At 63.0% G+C, this 15,397-nt stretch carries 12 protein-coding genes and 1 pseudogene; 7 read left to right on the forward strand and 6 right to left on the reverse strand.

Translation table 11 applies throughout. From position 1 onward, the window contains the following. Positions 1-6: 6 nt before the first annotated feature. Both dctA and OKW38_RS26930 read right to left on the reverse strand, forming a co-directional pair. The gene (gene dctA, locus OKW38_RS26925; protein WP_429363995.1) at positions 7-1,317 is read right to left on the reverse strand and encodes a C4-dicarboxylate transporter DctA; all 1,311 of its coding nucleotides are present in this window, start codon (positions 1,315-1,317) and stop codon (positions 7-9) included. Continuing rightward, positions 1,314-2,282, reverse strand: a complete 969-nt coding sequence (locus tag OKW38_RS26930) for a LysR family transcriptional regulator (protein ID WP_090806635.1) — start codon at positions 2,280-2,282, stop codon at positions 1,314-1,316. The genes dctA and OKW38_RS26930 overlap by 4 nt, the downstream gene beginning before the upstream one ends. 479 nt (positions 2,283-2,761) lie before the next feature. Between OKW38_RS26930 and OKW38_RS26935 the strand changes: the two genes are divergently transcribed. Next, positions 2,762-4,909: a molybdopterin-containing oxidoreductase family protein gene (locus OKW38_RS26935; RefSeq protein ID WP_429363997.1), complete on the forward strand. Its 2,148-nt coding sequence runs from the start codon at positions 2,762-2,764 to the stop codon at positions 4,907-4,909. A 524-nt stretch (positions 4,910-5,433) separates the two neighbouring features. Further along, on the forward strand, positions 5,434-5,745 hold the full coding sequence (locus tag OKW38_RS26940; RefSeq protein WP_090806639.1) for a hypothetical protein: 312 nt from the start codon (positions 5,434-5,436) through the stop codon (positions 5,743-5,745). A 6-nt stretch (positions 5,746-5,751) separates the two neighbouring features. Here the strand turns inward: OKW38_RS26940 and OKW38_RS26945 are convergent, their stop codons facing one another. The 3 genes and pseudogenes from OKW38_RS26945 to OKW38_RS26955 form a co-directional block, all read right to left on the reverse strand. Further along, positions 5,752-6,645: a class I SAM-dependent methyltransferase gene (locus tag OKW38_RS26945; protein WP_429363999.1), complete on the reverse strand. Its 894-nt coding sequence runs from the start codon at positions 6,643-6,645 to the stop codon at positions 5,752-5,754. A 258-nt stretch (positions 6,646-6,903) separates the two neighbouring features. Beyond that, the gene (locus OKW38_RS26950; RefSeq protein WP_429364001.1) at positions 6,904-7,575 is read right to left on the reverse strand and encodes a SagB/ThcOx family dehydrogenase; all 672 of its coding nucleotides are present in this window, start codon (positions 7,573-7,575) and stop codon (positions 6,904-6,906) included. A gap of 250 nt (positions 7,576-7,825) precedes the next feature. Next, positions 7,826-7,969 (reverse strand): annotated as a pseudogene (locus OKW38_RS26955) (nitrate reductase); the annotation flags it as partial. Between the two features lie 178 nt (positions 7,970-8,147). Between OKW38_RS26955 and OKW38_RS26960 the strand changes: the two are divergent. The 4 genes from OKW38_RS26960 (at position 8,148) to OKW38_RS26975 (ending at position 14,703) form a co-directional block, all read left to right on the forward strand. Continuing rightward, complete coding sequence (locus OKW38_RS26960; RefSeq protein ID WP_429333657.1) at positions 8,148-8,981, forward strand: class II glutamine amidotransferase; 834 nt, start codon at positions 8,148-8,150, stop codon at positions 8,979-8,981. Positions 8,982-9,290: 309 nt separating this feature from the next. Continuing rightward, positions 9,291-10,583: an NRAMP family divalent metal transporter gene (locus OKW38_RS26965; protein ID WP_429364003.1), complete on the forward strand. Its 1,293-nt coding sequence runs from the start codon at positions 9,291-9,293 to the stop codon at positions 10,581-10,583. 212 nt (positions 10,584-10,795) lie between these two features. Continuing rightward, a complete protein-coding gene (locus OKW38_RS26970) occupies positions 10,796-12,157 on the forward strand; it encodes a metallophosphoesterase family protein (RefSeq protein WP_429364005.1) in 1,362 nt (453 codons plus the stop codon). 299 nt (positions 12,158-12,456) lie between these two features. Beyond that, positions 12,457-14,703, forward strand: a complete 2,247-nt coding sequence (locus tag OKW38_RS26975; protein WP_429364007.1) for a sensor domain-containing protein — start codon at positions 12,457-12,459, stop codon at positions 14,701-14,703. 102 nt (positions 14,704-14,805) lie between these two features. On the opposite strand, the gene OKW38_RS26980 is transcribed toward OKW38_RS26975, so the two are convergent. Beyond that, entirely contained in the window at positions 14,806-15,096 is a 291-nt protein-coding gene (locus OKW38_RS26980; protein ID WP_410451207.1) for a DUF4148 domain-containing protein, read from the reverse strand. 15 nt (positions 15,097-15,111) lie between these two features. On the opposite strand from OKW38_RS26980, the gene OKW38_RS26985 reads away from it, so the two are divergent. Next, positions 15,112-15,345 (forward strand): hypothetical protein, encoded by a 234-nt coding sequence (locus tag OKW38_RS26985; RefSeq protein ID WP_187610729.1) that lies wholly within the window; start codon positions 15,112-15,114, stop codon positions 15,343-15,345. Positions 15,346-15,397 lie beyond the last annotated feature (52 nt).

Genomic DNA, 15,397 nt, shown 5'->3' on the forward strand with positions numbered 1-15,397 from the left:
TTCCTGTCACATCCCCGAGGTATCTCTCGCGGGATCCCCCGCACCGTCCGCGCCGCCAGGCGCTGCCGCCCCGAGCATTCGCGCAAGACGCGTACGATCGCAAGCACCCTCCCACATGGAAACGAAGATCACCGCGCAGGCGTTGCTGATCACGCTCGTCAGGGCGCGCGCCTCGGACATGAAGCGGTCGATGCCCACCAGTAGCGCCACCCCGGCGACGGGCAGATCGGGAATCACCGTCAGCGTCGCGACGAGCGCCACTAATCCGCTGCCCGACACACCCGCCGCCCCCTTGGACGTGAGCAACATAACGGCGAGCATCATCGCGATCTGCGGCGCGGAAAGCGGCACGTCGCACGCCTGCGCGATGAACATCGAGGCGAGCGTCAGATAGATCGCGGTGCCGTCGAGATTGAACGAGTAGCCTGCGGGCAGCACAAGCCCCACAACGCCCTTGTCGCAGCCGAGCGCCTCAAGCTTCGCGATCAGGCGCGGCAGTACCGGCTCCGTCGACGACGTCGCGAGAACGATGAGCAACTCCTCGCGCATGTAGCGCAAGAGCCGCCAAAGTGCGAAGCCGTGCAGCCGCGCGAGCGGAGCGAGCACCAGCGCAATGAACAGCATGCATGCCACGTAGAAGGACACCATCAACATCCCGAGCGATCCGACCGAGCGGATGCCGAAGCGGCCCACCGTGAAAGCCATCGCGCCGAATGCCCCGAGCGGAGCGAGTCGCATGATCATCGCGAGGATGCGGAACAGAGCCTGGGCAATGCCGTCGATGAGCGCGAGCACCGGCCTGCCCGCCTCCGGACAGGAATTTAGCGCAAAGCCGAAGAGCAGCGAGAGCAGCAGCACCGGCAGCACCTCGCCCTTGTCGAAGGCGCCAAGCATCGTCTCGGGGATGACGCTCAGCGCAAATGCGACAAGGCCGCCCGGCTGCGCGTGCTTCGCATATTGCGCGAGGATGCTCGCGTCCAGATGGTTAGCGTCGATGTGCATGCCCGCGCCGGGTCGCAGCACGAAGGCCGTGACGAGTCCGAGCGCAAGCGCCACGGCTGTCAAAAAATAGAAGAATCCCAGCGCCTGAAAAATTGTGCGCCCGATGGCCTTCCCGCTCGCAAGCGACGTGATCCCCGAGACGATCGTGCAGAAAACGATCGGCGCAATCATCATCCTCACGAGGCCGATGAACCCGTCGCTAAAGGGCTTGAGCAGCGGGCTCGCTTGCGGCAAGAAGTGACCGAGCGCCATGCCGAGCATCATGCCCAGCAAAACCTGCAGATAGAGCGATCGAAGCGGTCTTGCCAACCTCATGATGCGGTTTTCCTGCCTGGCCGCTCTTTTGGAGACGTGTTATTGCCCACGGCATCGCTGCATGCGACGCCGCCGCGCTTCATCTCGACAATCGTTCTGTGAAACTCCTGCGCAGCCGGTGTAAGTGGACGTCCGCGGCGTCTCACGATTCCCACGCGCCGCTTCACCACTGGTTCAACGAGCGGCACGCTCGTGAGGATGGGGTGATCGCGCCCGGGCATGGCCATCGACGGCACTGCGGCGACACCGAGCCCCGCTTCGATTAAACCGAGCATGGTCGTTACGTGACGCGTCTCGCAGACGCTCGGCGCACGCGGCGCCACGGCCGACAGCGCCTGATCGAGCAGCAGTCGGTTGCCGGAAGTTTTGTCCACCGAGACGTACTCGTGCTCGTAAAGCTCGTTCCAGGTCACGCGTTTTTTGCGGGCGAGCGGGTGATCACGGCGGCAGGCGGCCACGAAGCGCTCCTGCAGCAGAACCTTGAACTCGACCTCGGACTCCTGGCTGCCCAGAAAACTCACGCCGAAATCCGCCTCTCCGCTGATGACGGCGCCAAGCACCTCATTCGCGCTCATATCCAGCATCTTGACCCTGATGCGCGGGAAGCGGCGGTGATAGCTCGCGACGGCGCTCGGCAGGAAGTAGTAGGCCACCGAAGGCACGCAGGCGATGGTGACACGTCCCAGTCGGCTCGAAGAAACATCGCGGATGCCGAGCAACGCGACGTCGAGATCATCAAGCAGCTGCTCGGCGCTCGGCGCGAATACCCGGCCGACGGTGGTGAGCGTGACGCTGCGCGTGGTGCGCTCGAATAGACGCACGCCGAGTGCTTCCTCGAGCTTGTCGATCCGGCGGCTCAAGGCCGGCTGCGAAATGCTCACCGCCTCGGCGGCCTTGCGGAAGCTTCCCAGTTCCACTACTGCTCGAAACGCCTGCAAGTCGTTCAAGTCGAAGTTGATACCCACGAGTCATCCTCCACATCCTGGATGCGGCTATTTTGCATGAAGCAGCTCAAAGCGCCCATTGCGAACTACGCCCGTTCGCTCGGCCCTCCGGCGGTACTGCGGACGTGAGGCGCGACGGGCCGGTTTCACGGACTCAGCCGTCATTCATATGAGAGACGCGGGCATCGCCCTCTGGCCGACAACGGGCGAAAGCACGGCGCGCCAAAGTCGTGTGAGACAGCAGCAGGGCGCTAGAACAGCGAGGCCTCTCGATGACAGTGTCGGTCGGGCAGCGGCGCTCGCAACAGGTCACCGGGCTATTTGCCAAAATATGAACGTCGTTTATAATAGCGAATGAACGGCCGCAACCTGGCGGCGATCTAACGCTAGTCGTATGCGGGTGCTCTGTCATCGCGCAGGTATCCGGCACGGCTTTAACCTTTACGCCGAAAGTTGTGGGTGGTTACGAGGTGTGGGCCACACTACACGAGGAGCTCGCCGTGCCACGCGAAGCCGTCACCGCCTGCCGCATCTGCGCCGGCAACTGTTCACTGCGCTTGACCCTGGACGACGCCGGACGCGTCGTTGCCGCGCGCGGCGACCGCGACAATCCGCTCACGCGCGGCTACGCCTGCATCAAGGGCGCGTATCTGCATGAGGCGCATAACAGCGCCGAGCGGCTCCTGCACCCGCTGAAACGGCAGCCCGATGGCAGTTTCGTGCAGATGCCGCTTGACGTGATGCTGGCCGAGATCGCGGCGCAACTCCAGGCACTGATCGAGCGCCACGGCGCCGATGCGGTCGCAGCCTTTCGCGGCACCATGAACTACTCTAACCTCGCCGCCAATCATATGTTGCCCGCCTTCCTCGCGGCGCTGGGTTCGAATTCGTTTTTCTCTACAATGACCATCGACCAGTCGGCCAAATGGGTGGCATTTGAGCGACTGGGCGGCTGGGCTGCCGGCAAAGATCCGTATGCGCTCGCCGACGCGCTATTGTTCGTCGGCACCAATCCGCTGGTGTCGCTATCCACGTTCAACTTTGCATTGCAGAATCCGGTCAAGCAGCTCCACGAAGCGAAGGAGCGCGGCCTTAAGCTGGTGGTGATTGATCCACGAGAGACCGAGACCGCCCGCCATGCCGATGTCTTCCTGCAGGTGCTGCCGGGCGAGGACCCGACCGTCCTGGCTGGCCTGCTGCGCATCATTCTGTGTCGCGGCTGGCACGATGCCGAATTCTGCGCGCGCTACGTCAAGGACCTGCGACGACTGGCGCGCGCGGTCGAGCCGTTCACGCCCGAATACGTCGCCCAGCGCGCCGGCGTAAGCGTCGAAGGGCTCGAAGCCGCCGCTGCGGCCTTCGCGGAACCGGTGCGGGAGGCCGGTGGCCTGCGTCGCAAGCGTGGCTCGGCCGCGTCGGGAACCGGGCCCAACATGGCGCCGCACTCCAATCTGGCCGAGCATCTGGTCGAATGCCTCAACGTCGTGTGTGGCCGCTTCGCTCGCCCCGGCGACCCTGTACCGAACCCCGGCGTAGTCGCCCCACGCTACCAGCGCCGGGCCGAAGTGATTGCGCCACGCCGTTCCTGGGAATCCGGCTGGAAGAGCCGTGTCGGCGGCTATGGCATGCTGTTCGGCCAGAAGATGAGCGGCACACTGGCCCAGGAAATCACTACGCCTGGCGCCGGCCAGATCCGCGCGCTGTTGGTCGACGGCGGCAATCCAGTCGATGCCGTGCCCGACCAGCGCTGCATCGCCGATGCGCTGCGCCAACTGCAACTGCTGGTATGCATCGAGCCTTTCATGACTAACACTGCGCGGCTCGCGCACTATGTGATTCCACCGAAGCTGATGTTCGAGCGCGCCGACCTGCATTCGCGCGACTATGAGTCCTACATCATGTTTCAGCCTTACGCACAATACTCGGCCGCCGTGGCGACGCCGCCGGAGGGATCCGAAGTCGTGGACGACTGGTTCGTATTCTGGGATCTGGCGCGGCGCCTGGGCAAGACCATCATATTCGACGACGTTCCGCTCGATATGCGCGCAGCGCCGACCACCGAAGAGCTGCTTGCGATCCTGGTTCGCCACGGCTCGATCTCATTTGACGAACTGACGCTGTACCCACAAGGGAAAGTCTACGAGATCGAACCGATGATCGTGCAGCCCGGCGAGCCAGGGAACGCCGCGCGCTTCGACGTGATGCCGGACGACGTCGAGTGCGAACTGGCGGGCGTACTGAACGAAGCGGGGGCCCCGCCGGGGTTCACGCATCGCCTGGCGGTGCGGCGCGTGCGCGACGTGCAGAACACCATGTACCACCACCTGCCCGCGGTCCGCCGACGCATGCCGTTCAATCCGGCCTTTGTGCATCCCGATGACCTGGCTGCTCAAGGACTGACCGAAGGCCAGTGCGTGGCCATTGTTTCGCCGCATGGCCGCATTCGAGCTATTGTCAAAGCGGACGCCGCACTGCGCCGAGGCGTCGTGTCCATCCCGCACGGCTGGGGACCGATGCCCGACGAGGAGCCCGAGACCTACGCCGGCGCCAATCCAAACCAGTTGCTCAGCACTACAGTTGGTCTTGATCCGATCAACGCCATGCCGGTAATGAGCGCGATGCCGGTACGCATCGAAGCGGTAGTCTGAATCGCAAGAGAGAACCCCGTTCGAATCGAACGATTTGTTTTCGAGCGCGACGATGCAGCTACCCGGCCGTCCTGCCTTGTCCGAAATCTGGTGAGCGAACGAAAGACTCGACGTCAACACAACGTCCAGCAGCTCTCGCAACTTCGCGACATTGGCCCCCCGCGTCGGCGGCAGGCAGACCGTTGTGGCGGATGCGATAGAAGCCGCCGGGCAGCCGCTGTCGACGCGCTGCGTCACTTCATTGGCAATGAGTCAACGTGGCGGGAACCTCGCGGCGCGGGTCGACAACGCGCGCGATCGGCTGGACCAAGCTCACGACCGGGCGGCGACACGTGGCGCGCCGCTTGCTTCGTTCACAGATGCAGGCGAGATTGGGGGGGTGGTTTCCCCCCAATGGGGGCCGCAGATGGACGATCGAGCTTCGGAGTCGTGCGATCTGCAAAAAGCGAACAGGCAATGAGACTGAGCTGGGAAGAGTCGACATCCCGCTTGCGGCACCGGGCGGGATACGAATGAGGGTGACAATGGATAGCGTGCAGTGCGAGTACGACGATTGCATGGTGCTGATCCGCGCACTACGCAACTGGATTGCCCGCTACTGGCCCGCCGACTACCCGCGGGTCAAGGCCGAGATCAGGCAGCTCATCGACATGGTGGAACGGGCCGGACCGCGCGACGCGATGTTTCACGGTCGTCTCGATGCGGCCCGCTCGCTGATCGTGCTCGGGCGACTGTCGGACGCGCTGGACTGTGTCGATACGCTACTGCGGGTCGTGCAACAAACTGAGCGCAGCCCAACGCGTCGGCCGATTACCGCCCGCGGCTGGCGCCCGTAGAACACGCTAAGGCTTGACGAATCTCAGCGTCATGCGATCCGATTCACCGATTGCGGCGTAGCGCGAGCGGTCGACGTCACCGCCCGCGTAGCCCGGCGGCAGCGACCATACGCCATGCGGATAATCTTTCGTATCTCGCGCGTTCGCGTTGATTTCGCTGCGTTGCGCGAGCACGAAGCCGGCCGCCTGTGCCCGGTCAATCACGAAAGCTTCAGTCACATATCCGGTTTCGATCATCTGCTGTACCGTCGAGCCGGGCCGGGCGCGATGTTCTTCCACACCAAGTTCGCCCCCGTGCTTCAGCGCGTCATGGAACGCACGCAGATTGGCATCGAGCTGCCCATCCTTGATCCAGTTGTGAATGTTGCGAAAAGTAAGCACGCGATCGAACCGCTCGTGTGCATCGAAGCCGAAAAACTGGCCCGCGTGCAATGTGCCGACCACGACGTTCCCGTAGATTGCGGGGGTGCCCGCGAGCTTACGCAAATACTCTGCATCGATTGACCGGTCTTCCGAGGCCAGGTCCGCGGACGTGCTCAGATATTGCGCTTCGTACAGGTGACCCGCGTCGTGCAGATAGGGCGCCAGAATGTCCGTGTACCACCCGCCGCCCGGCGCGATCTCCAGCACGGTTTGCGTCGGACTCAGATCGAAGAAGCGCAACGTCTGCGCCGGGTGACGATAGACGTCGCGCGCCCGGGCGGTCTGACTGCGTTGCGGATTGGCGACCGCCAGGTCGAGCGCCTTCGCCTCGGAAGCTTGCGAAGGTGTGACATGACCGCTCAGTTGTGAGGAGGAAACGCATCCGGCCATGATCGTCGCGATCACCGTCATCGCGAAACGGACAGCACGACGCTTCGAATATTCCGCCAGGGTCGAGCGCACGAGAATCGGCTTCATAGGCACCACGCGGAGTTGACATGGCACACACGATACCCGCTCCTTCGAAGTTCGCGTTTGCCGCACTGCTGGCCGGTGCATCGATGTCCGCGCATGCCGTCGCGCCGGGAAGGACCGCGTGTCAGGGAGCGGGCGATGCCTTGTAGGTGTCTTCTATTGCCGTCAGCGTATCGAACGCGAGGTCCAGGTCCTGTTTGAAAGTATCGAGCACCTTTCGTTCGCGGGTGGGGCGCGTTCATTTCATTCTCACGCAATGACTTAGACCGGAAAACCTACCGGGACCAGATAGACGACGGTCTGGGCGTGAGGCAGGCCGAGCTTGCGCGCCGCCGGAGCCCCGTCGACGGCGCCCACGGTCACCGCGACGAGCCCAAGCGAGACGACCTGGAGCAGCATGTTCTGGGTCGCGTGCCCGACCTCGAGATCGGCATACAGATTCGCTCTCCCGCCATACCTCGCGCTCAGCCGACTGGGGTCGGCGGCCACCACGAGCAAGGCCGGGGCCGCCTCGACGGACGCCTGGTTGACCGCCAGTGCTCTCAGCTCGGGGCGCAGGTCGTGGGTCGCCCGCGTCTCGGCCCGGTGGCCATCAGGCAGATAGTGCATCACCTCCGTGGCGGTCACCACGTAAAGTTCGAGCGCGTACAAAGCGCCGGCCGCCGGAGCCGCGCGCTTGCCGTCCGAGGTGGTGATGCCCTGCCCGGCCCACAGCAGTTGGCCAATGGCCTCGACCGGCAGCGGCTTTGGCGCGAATCTGCGCACGGACCTGCGCTTCTCGATGGCTTCTTCGAGGGACATCGTGCCTTTGAGGTTGGGCTTGGGCAGATCGATCTGACCGGTGAATTTCGCCTGGCTTGCCTGCACCAAGCCGGTAGAACCCTCGGCGAGCGCGCCTGCGGCCAGCGCAACCAACAGTTCACGGCGTTTCATCGGCACCTCCATCAGCAAGAAAGCAGGCTGGCTGGCAGAGCCTGCAGCCTGCGCGAATCTCAGTGCTGCACATTTGCCGCCTCGTCTTTTGCGGGGGGAGGTCCGTCGAACGGCAACGGCGCAGTCGACCACTCGCGCGGAGCAAACACGAACACGGCTAAGCGACGGAACCCACGACCGGTGTGCGCCGCACTTCCGACAGGTAGGTCAGGATCAGCGAAACCCAGACGATCCCGGTGACGACGCCCATGGAGCGAACTATCTTGTCGTGCTGCCAGCGCTGGCGGTAAGCATCCTCCCATTGCCGGTCTTCATCTGTGACAGCACCATGACCATCCGAGAACTGGGGACGGGGGGCCGTGAAGTAACGTAACCTGTCCAGAAAGTGGCTCATGCGCGTGCTGCCTCTGTCAGATCAGGCCGGTGCAAGCTCAAAGCGATGCCCGGCACGCAAGCACCTAAACGCCGTCTGGCATAGTGACAGGTACGGTGTCTGCCTCAATCGGACTTTGGTCCTACAATCGCCGCCCGCGGGTGGTGTAGTGTCACGCGCAACCGACAGGAGAGCAATCATGTGCCGCTGGCTCGCTTATACCGGCAATCCGCTTCAGCTCGAAACCGTGCTGTTCAACGCCCGGCATTCGCTGATCGATCAGAGCATGCATTCCCGGCTCGGCGCCACCACCACCAATGGCGACGGTTTCGGGATCGGCTGGTATGGACATCCCACTGACATTCCGTTTCGCTACCGCTGCATCCAGCCCGCGTGGAGCGACCGCAATTTACGCGAGGCCGCGCGGGCAATCCACTCGCCGCTGTTCGTCGCGCACGTGCGCGCGGCGACCGACACGCCGTCGCAGGAAACCAACTGTCATCCGTTCCGCCACGGCCGCTGGCTGTTCGCGCACAACGGCCTGGTGCGCAACTATCCGGCGGTGCGCCGCGACCTGATGGTGACGATCGACCCCGATCTGTTCCCGTCCATCGAAGGCTCGACCGATTCCGAGGTGCTGTTTTTTCTCGCGCTGACCTTCGGGCTGGAGCTCGCGCCCGTCACCGCGCTCGAACGGATGGTCGGATTCGTCGAAGCCACCGGCCGCCGGCATGGCGTGGATGAACCGCTGAACATGACCGTGTGCGCGACCGACGGCGAGCAGATCATCGCGGTCCGCTATTCGAGCGAAGGACAGTCGCGCTCGCTGTTTCACAGCACGTCGTTCCGTCATCTGCGCGAGTTGTATCCCGACGACGAGCGCATCAAGACGGCCGGCGAGAATGCGTTCCTCGTGTTGTCCGAGCCGCTCGCAGACTTGGCGGGCTTTTGGGAGGAAATTCCCGAGAGCACGGCGGTGGTCGCGCGCGGCGGCGAGATTGGGCAGTATGCGTTCAAGCCGCGACTGGACTGAGCCGCGCCGAGCCAATCGTGCTCGAAGACTTGCCTGACGCGATCGACGAGATCCAGTTGCGGACGAAGCCTCTTGCACACCATGCGTGACGGTGTCCGCCGGCACGGCCCAAAGTTCGTTACTCCCGTTTAGAAACCCGCATTTCCGCGCACTGTCAGCGGAGGCGCCTTGCGCATCTTCGCCGGTGCGCTCGTCGAGCGCGTCCATGATGTGCAGCCGATTCCTATGCCCGCCTCCCGAAGCCGCGCGACGCTGGCACGAATGCCCGGGCCCGCGACTTGCTAAACGTTGCCGCGAGGTGACACATATATGAACGACGAAGAATTGATCGAGCCGGAATCCGCCGTACGCGATTCCGTGGAGCGATCCTGGATCAGACGCCTGGGCCCTGGCCTGATCACGGGCGCCGCGGACGACGATCCGTCAGGAATCGGCACCTATTCGCAGGCCGGCGCGCAGTTCGGATTCAATCTTCTGTGGGTGATCCTGATCACGTATCCATTGATGACCGCAATACAGCTGGTGAGCGCGCAGATTGGCCGGGTAACCGGCAAGGGCCTCGCGTCCAACATACGCGCGCATTATCCAGCATGGCTGCTGTACGGCGCGGTCGCCCTGCTCGTCGTGGCGAACGTGATCAACATCGCCGCCGATCTGTCGGCGATGGGCGCCGCGGCCGGATTGCTGCTGCCAGGTCCGCAGCACCTTTATGTCGTCGGCCTCGGGACGCTCTGCGTCGTTCTGCAGATTTTTGTCCCCTACGACAGTTATGCGCGCGTTCTGAAGTGGACCGCCCTCTCGCTTCTCGCGTACGTCGCGGTCGCATTCATCGTTCCGGTCCCCTGGGGTGAAGTCGCGCGCGCCATTGTGTTGCCGCGCATCTCGCTGACGTCGGACTATCTGACCATGGTCGTCGCGGTGCTGGGCACGACGATCAGTCCGTACCTGTTCTTCTGGCAGGCGTCGCAGGAAGTCGAAGAAATGCGCTCGGCACCGGAACAGGCGCCGTTGCGCCGCGTACCGCACCAGGCGCCCGCGCAGTTGCGAAGGATCCGTTTCGATACGTGGGTTGGCATGGGGGTGTCCAACTTCATTGCATTCTTCATCATGTTGACGGCGGCGGCTACGCTGCATCTGCATCACATCGACGTGAAAACCTCGGCCGATGCCGCGCGCGCGCTCGAGCCGTTTGCCGGGCGCTTCGCTTACGTCCTGTTTGCGCTCGGCATCATCGGAACCGGCCTGCTCGCGCTGCCGGTCCTCGCCGGTTCGGCCGCCTACGCCGCCGCGGGCAGCTTTCGCTGGCGCAGCAGTCTCGCGTTGCATCTGACGCTCGCGCGTGAATTCTATGCGGTGATCACACTGGCCATCCTGGGCGGTGTGGCCATCACCTTCATGCATTTCGACCCGATCCGCGCGCTGTACTGGAGCGCGGTGATCAATGGCGTTACCGCGGTGCCGATCATGGTCATCATGATGCTGATGGCGCGAAGCCGGCGGGTCATGGGACAGTTCGCCGTCAAGGGCATGCTGGCCTGGGGAGGATGGCTCGCAACGCTCGCGATGGCGCTGGCTGCTGTGGGCGTGTTCGTGCCGTCGTAACAGACGCGTGCCACCGTGAACCCGGCTTTCGCACGGAACAGCGGTGCGCCGCAATTCGGGCCGCACGGGTTGCGCAACGGCAAGCGGATCTGAACTTCCCCGTTTCGGGTTCGTCTGAACGGTGCATCCGGCCGGCGCCAGCGCCGTCACATGCTGACGGTTTGCCGACAACAGCGTGGCCGCTCCCGTTCGACGATCAAGGAGGATTGCAAATGCCGAAAAAGCGTTCAGATGAATCGCCGGCCGCACGCGGCAACCGCAGCGACAGGATTCTCGCCGCGCCCGTTTTCTCGCAGCCACAACCCACGCCGGACCCGCAAACTTTCGTGGTCAGGCACGCATCCGATGCCGCAGCCTACAAGGTCATCGACGAACTGAACCGCGAGCACAAGCTGAAGGCGCTGCCGTTTCCGCCACCGCGCGGCGGCACCGAGCCCCGGCTGACGTTTGCGGCGGTGGTGGACAACAACCAGAAGCTCCTCGATACGATCAGCGCGAACGGACAGATCGTCTTTCACGCCACCGGCGATTGCGGCAGTACGAAAGGTCCGGCCACCCAGAATGAAGTTTCGGACAAGATGGTCAGCGACTTCGACGAAGCCGATCCCGCCGAGGTGCCGCAATTCAACTTCCTGCTGGGCGACATCGTCTACAGCTTTGGCGAAGCGCAGTACTACTACGATCAGTTCTATGATCCGTACCGCAACTATCATGCGCCGATTCTCGCCGCTGCCGGCAATCACGACGGAATGGTTTCGCCGTTGCAGCATGAGAAGAGCCTGCAGGCGTTTCTGAGGAACTTCTGCTCCGACTGCTTCCAGGTCTCTCCCGATGCGGGCAACCTTTCACGGACGGCGCAAATTCAGCCAGGCGTTTTCTTCACGTTCGAGGCGCCGTTCGTGCGCATCATTGCGTTGTACAGCAATACGCTCGAGGACCCAGGCGTGATCGCGGACCGTCACATCGGCAACAGCCAGCTGAAGTTCCTGAAAGCGGCGTTATTGCGGGTGAAGAAAGAGAACTATCGAGGCGCCCTGCTTTTCGCGCATCACCATCCGCCCTATGTGGCGCGTGGCCGTCATGGCTGGAGCGTCGACATGCAACAGCAGATCGATACGGTTTGCAATGAGGTCGGTATCTGGCCGCATGCCGACCTCGCGGGACACGCGCACAACTATCAGCGCTTTACGCGAACCCGTTCCGATGGCACCCACATCCCTTACATCGTTTGCGGGAACGGCGGTCACGCCGTGCAGCAACTCACCACCAACGGACAGCCGCCCCTACGCGCGCCGCAACTGATCCAGGCTGCGTCGAAAGACACGGATGCCGTGGTCCTCGAAAGCTACGACGACCGCAACTTCGGCTATTTACGGCTCGTCGCCAACGCGAGGCAACTGCGTATCGAATACCATCCCGCCGTTGACGGACCCAACACGAAGACCCCCGACGATCAGGTGACCATCGATCTGGCCACCCGGCAGGTCGCTCACTACGTGGCTCGCGACTCGGGAATACCCGCTCTTGCGCAGCGCATTCGTCAGTTCGCGCAGGTCAAGCCCCACCAAGGCTGATGGGCGCGCAATCCGCCCCCGATCTCATGCGAACCGCGGTTCCCGCGCGTTTCCCCGCATTAAAGATTTGTGACTTCCTACCGTAATAATAAAAGTGAGGCGGCTCGCAGCGTTCGAGCCGTCGCTCAACCCGGTAGTCGGAGAACAACGTGAGATTCAAAGCGGCTTCGTGCCCTAAAGAAACCAAACCGATTGAGTCCCGGGTCGATAGCGACGCACATGCCAATGGCTGGTCAGCTCGCAACCAGCAGTTTCTTTACTATTTCCTGTCGCGGTACGGTCAACGCAGGACCATACCGTTGTCGAGTCTCTGCATTGCCGTCGTTGCCGGCGTTGGCATCGGTGCTCTTGTGCATCAAGCGGCCGGTGAAGCGGCGATTACCCTACGTGTCGCATTGTCGATGGTGTCGGGCGTCGCCGGTCTCGCGATCGTTCGTCGCAAACTCGGCCTGGATTACGCGCGGCAAAGCGCCGCCACCGCACTGGCGAGCGGGCTTCTGCACGCGAATCGCGACTGCCTGAAGGTGCTCGCTACCGACGGAAAAATGCTGCGGGTGTCGGAGCATGGCGCGATGTTGATGGAAGCGGAGTCACCGGAGCAACTGTCCGGCTCGGACTGGCTCGCATTCTGGACCGGCGAGGACCGCACGGCGGCCGAGAAGGCTTTGGCGGGCGCCGTTTCCGGCAAGAGCACATCGTTCACTGGAAGCTGCGCGACGACGAGGGGGCGTACCAGGTGGTGGAACTCCACGCTCACGCCAGTGACGGGCGACGACGGTGCGGTGAGCGCGCTGCTTTGTGCTTCCGAGGATGTCACCCAGCAATCCGAGCTGTTGAAGACACTGCGCGAACGCGATGAATTGATGCATGAGATGGAGTTGCATGTCCGGCTCGTGTTCTATTCGTATAGCTCGCATTTTGAACACTGTCATCATGTCAGCGCAGGTGTCGAAAGCGTGTTCGGCATTACGCCTCAAGAGCTTGGCAACAGGCCTTCCGCGTGGCTCGATCTCGTGGTGCCGGAGGATCTGGGACCATTGCTCGCCGAGATGAACCGCGTCGCGTCCGAGGTGGCGGAAGGTCGCGTCGAATACCGCATCCGCCGTCCGGATGGTTGCCTGCGCTGGATCAGAAGCACGGCCTATCCCGTGTGCGACGGCTCCGCGAACGTGGTGCGCATCGTCGGTGTCAGCGAAGACATCACGCTGGAACAGGAACGCCTCGCGGCGCTCGACCGTCTGGCCTACACCGATGGTCTGACGGGTTTGGCTAACCGGGGCGCGCTGATCCGCCAGATGAAGACGCTTTGCAGGCAGAACGTCGCCTTCAGTCTGATGTTCGTCGATCTCGACCGATTCAAGGTCCTGAACGATACGCTGGGCCATACGGCCGCTGACCGTCTGTTGCAGGACATCGCCAAAGTCATTCAGGGAGCGCTTGCGCCGGATGCCTGTGTAGCGCGCCTCGGCGGAGACGAGTTCGCGGTGATCGTCAGGGGCGAGAGCGACAAGGCCACGTTGGCGAGCCTGGCGCAGTCCCTGCTGAACCTGTTTTCAAGCGACGTTCGAAAAGACCACGCTGCGCCATTCGTCACGGCGTCGATCGGCATATCGATCTTTCCCGAGCACGGCCGCGATCACGAGGCGCTGCTGACGAGCGCGGATATCGCGATGTATGCGGCGAAAAAAGGCGGTCGCAACGGCTTCCGGTTCGCCGACGAAGCATCCAGCGACGTGCTCGGCGATTTCGAACTCGAGTGCAATTTGCCCACGGCGCTGGCGTCAAACCAATTCGTGCTGCATTTCCAGGGTATTCATGAGCCAGCCTCTCTGGCGGTGAAAGGCGTCGAAGCACTGGTTCGATGGAATCATCCAGCACGAGGCCTGGTGGGTCCGGGCAGCTTCATTCCGATCCTCGAAGAAAGCGGGTTCATCGTCGAAGTCGGGGCATGGGTCGTGGACGCGGCCCTCGCTCAACTGGCCGTCTGGCAGGCCGCCGGCAGGAAAGAGCTGTCCATGTCGGTGAACGTGTCCGCGCGTCAGCTCAGGGATGACTCGCTTGTCGCCATAGTCGACCAGGCGCTGCGAAAACACCGGGTGCCGCCGCGCTGCCTCCAGATCGAACTGACCGAAAGCGCGTTGATGGAAAACCCCTCGCTCGCGCAGGCAACGCTGATGGCGCTCAAGCGACTTGGCGTGCGCATCGCCATCGACGACTTCGGAACGGGATACTCGAGCCTGCGTTATCTGGCCGATTTTTCGCCGGACATCGTCAAGATCGACCGCTCGTTTACGGCAACGCTGGGACGCGACGCGGCGGCCGCCTCGATCGTTCGGGGCATCATTCAGATGTCGCACGAACTCGGCATCAAAGTGACGGCCGAAGGTGTCGAAACGAGTCAACAGTTGCATGCGCTGCGCGACGCAGGCTGCGACTACGTGCAAGGGTTCTTTTTGACGAAGCCGATGAATGCGGAGAATCTGGTTCAGTGCGAAAGCTTCGTGCCTTTGTCCGCAGCGGGAGCAACGAGCGACTGCTCCAACTGACGAACAGCTCCGCGACGACCGCGCGCAATCCGCGATTGGCGGCCTCGACCTACATACGATGACGCAGCCAACCCGGTCCCATTCCGGTTCTCGCCTTTGCCCTCAATGCGTGCGCACCGGTTGCCCGCTCTGTCCCGCACTCATCGCCGCGCCCCTTTCCGCTCGATGCATGGCCGCGACCTTCGCTTCGGCAGCTTGAATGTCGGCGGGATACGAACCGTCGTCGCCGACCGACGGGTTATATCCGGCCGCTTCCAGCTCCTCGAGTTCGTGCATGACTTCCGCGCGGGTGACTTGATGAGGTTCGGGCTCCGACGCAGTTTGCGCATACAGGCTCGCAGAATTGGCCATCAACCTCGCACCGGGCTTCGCAGTGTCGAGCGAGTACGACACTCTGGCGTGCCCGCGATGACGATTCGGCGCGCGTTGCGTGAGTTAGCGACTATGATTGATTGGTTGATTTTGGCCGACCGGAACCACATCGACAGGCCGATGAAAGACTTCTACCAAATCGAATACAAGTGCGGATATGCGGTGTCGGGCGGGATTGCGCGCAAGACGCGACGTGGCGTTGCGCACGCGGTGGCCGCGCCGTTGGCAAAAACAACAAAGGTCAAAGGTCATGGGTACGTCATGGCATAGGGGGCTGATGCCGCGACGTCCGGTGCCGTCTCCAGGCCTCATTGGAAGGAGA

Origin of the sequence: Paraburkholderia sp. MM5496-R1 (assembly GCF_050436205.1) — a bacterium.
Classification (GTDB): domain Bacteria; phylum Pseudomonadota; class Gammaproteobacteria; order Burkholderiales; family Burkholderiaceae; genus Paraburkholderia; species Paraburkholderia tuberum.

Excerpts from the sequence above, each read along its gene's own strand:
- dctA (WP_429363995.1), bottom strand. The coding sequence starts at position 1,317 with ATGAGGTTGGCAAGACCGCTTCGATCGCTCTATCTGCAGGTTTTGCTG.
- OKW38_RS26940 (WP_090806639.1), top strand. The coding sequence starts at position 5,434 with ATGGATAGCGTGCAGTGCGAGTACGACGATTGCATGGTGCTGATCCGC.
- OKW38_RS26945 (WP_429363999.1), bottom strand. The coding sequence starts at position 6,645 with ATGAAGCCGATTCTCGTGCGCTCGACCCTGGCGGAATATTCGAAGCGT.
- OKW38_RS26950 (WP_429364001.1), bottom strand. The coding sequence starts at position 7,575 with ATGAAACGCCGTGAACTGTTGGTTGCGCTGGCCGCAGGCGCGCTCGCC.
- OKW38_RS26960 (WP_429333657.1), top strand. The coding sequence starts at position 8,148 with ATGTGCCGCTGGCTCGCTTATACCGGCAATCCGCTTCAGCTCGAAACC.
- OKW38_RS26965 (WP_429364003.1), top strand. The coding sequence starts at position 9,291 with ATGAACGACGAAGAATTGATCGAGCCGGAATCCGCCGTACGCGATTCC.
- OKW38_RS26970 (WP_429364005.1), top strand. The coding sequence starts at position 10,796 with ATGCCGAAAAAGCGTTCAGATGAATCGCCGGCCGCACGCGGCAACCGC.
- OKW38_RS26985 (WP_187610729.1), top strand. The coding sequence starts at position 15,112 with ATGACGATTCGGCGCGCGTTGCGTGAGTTAGCGACTATGATTGATTGG.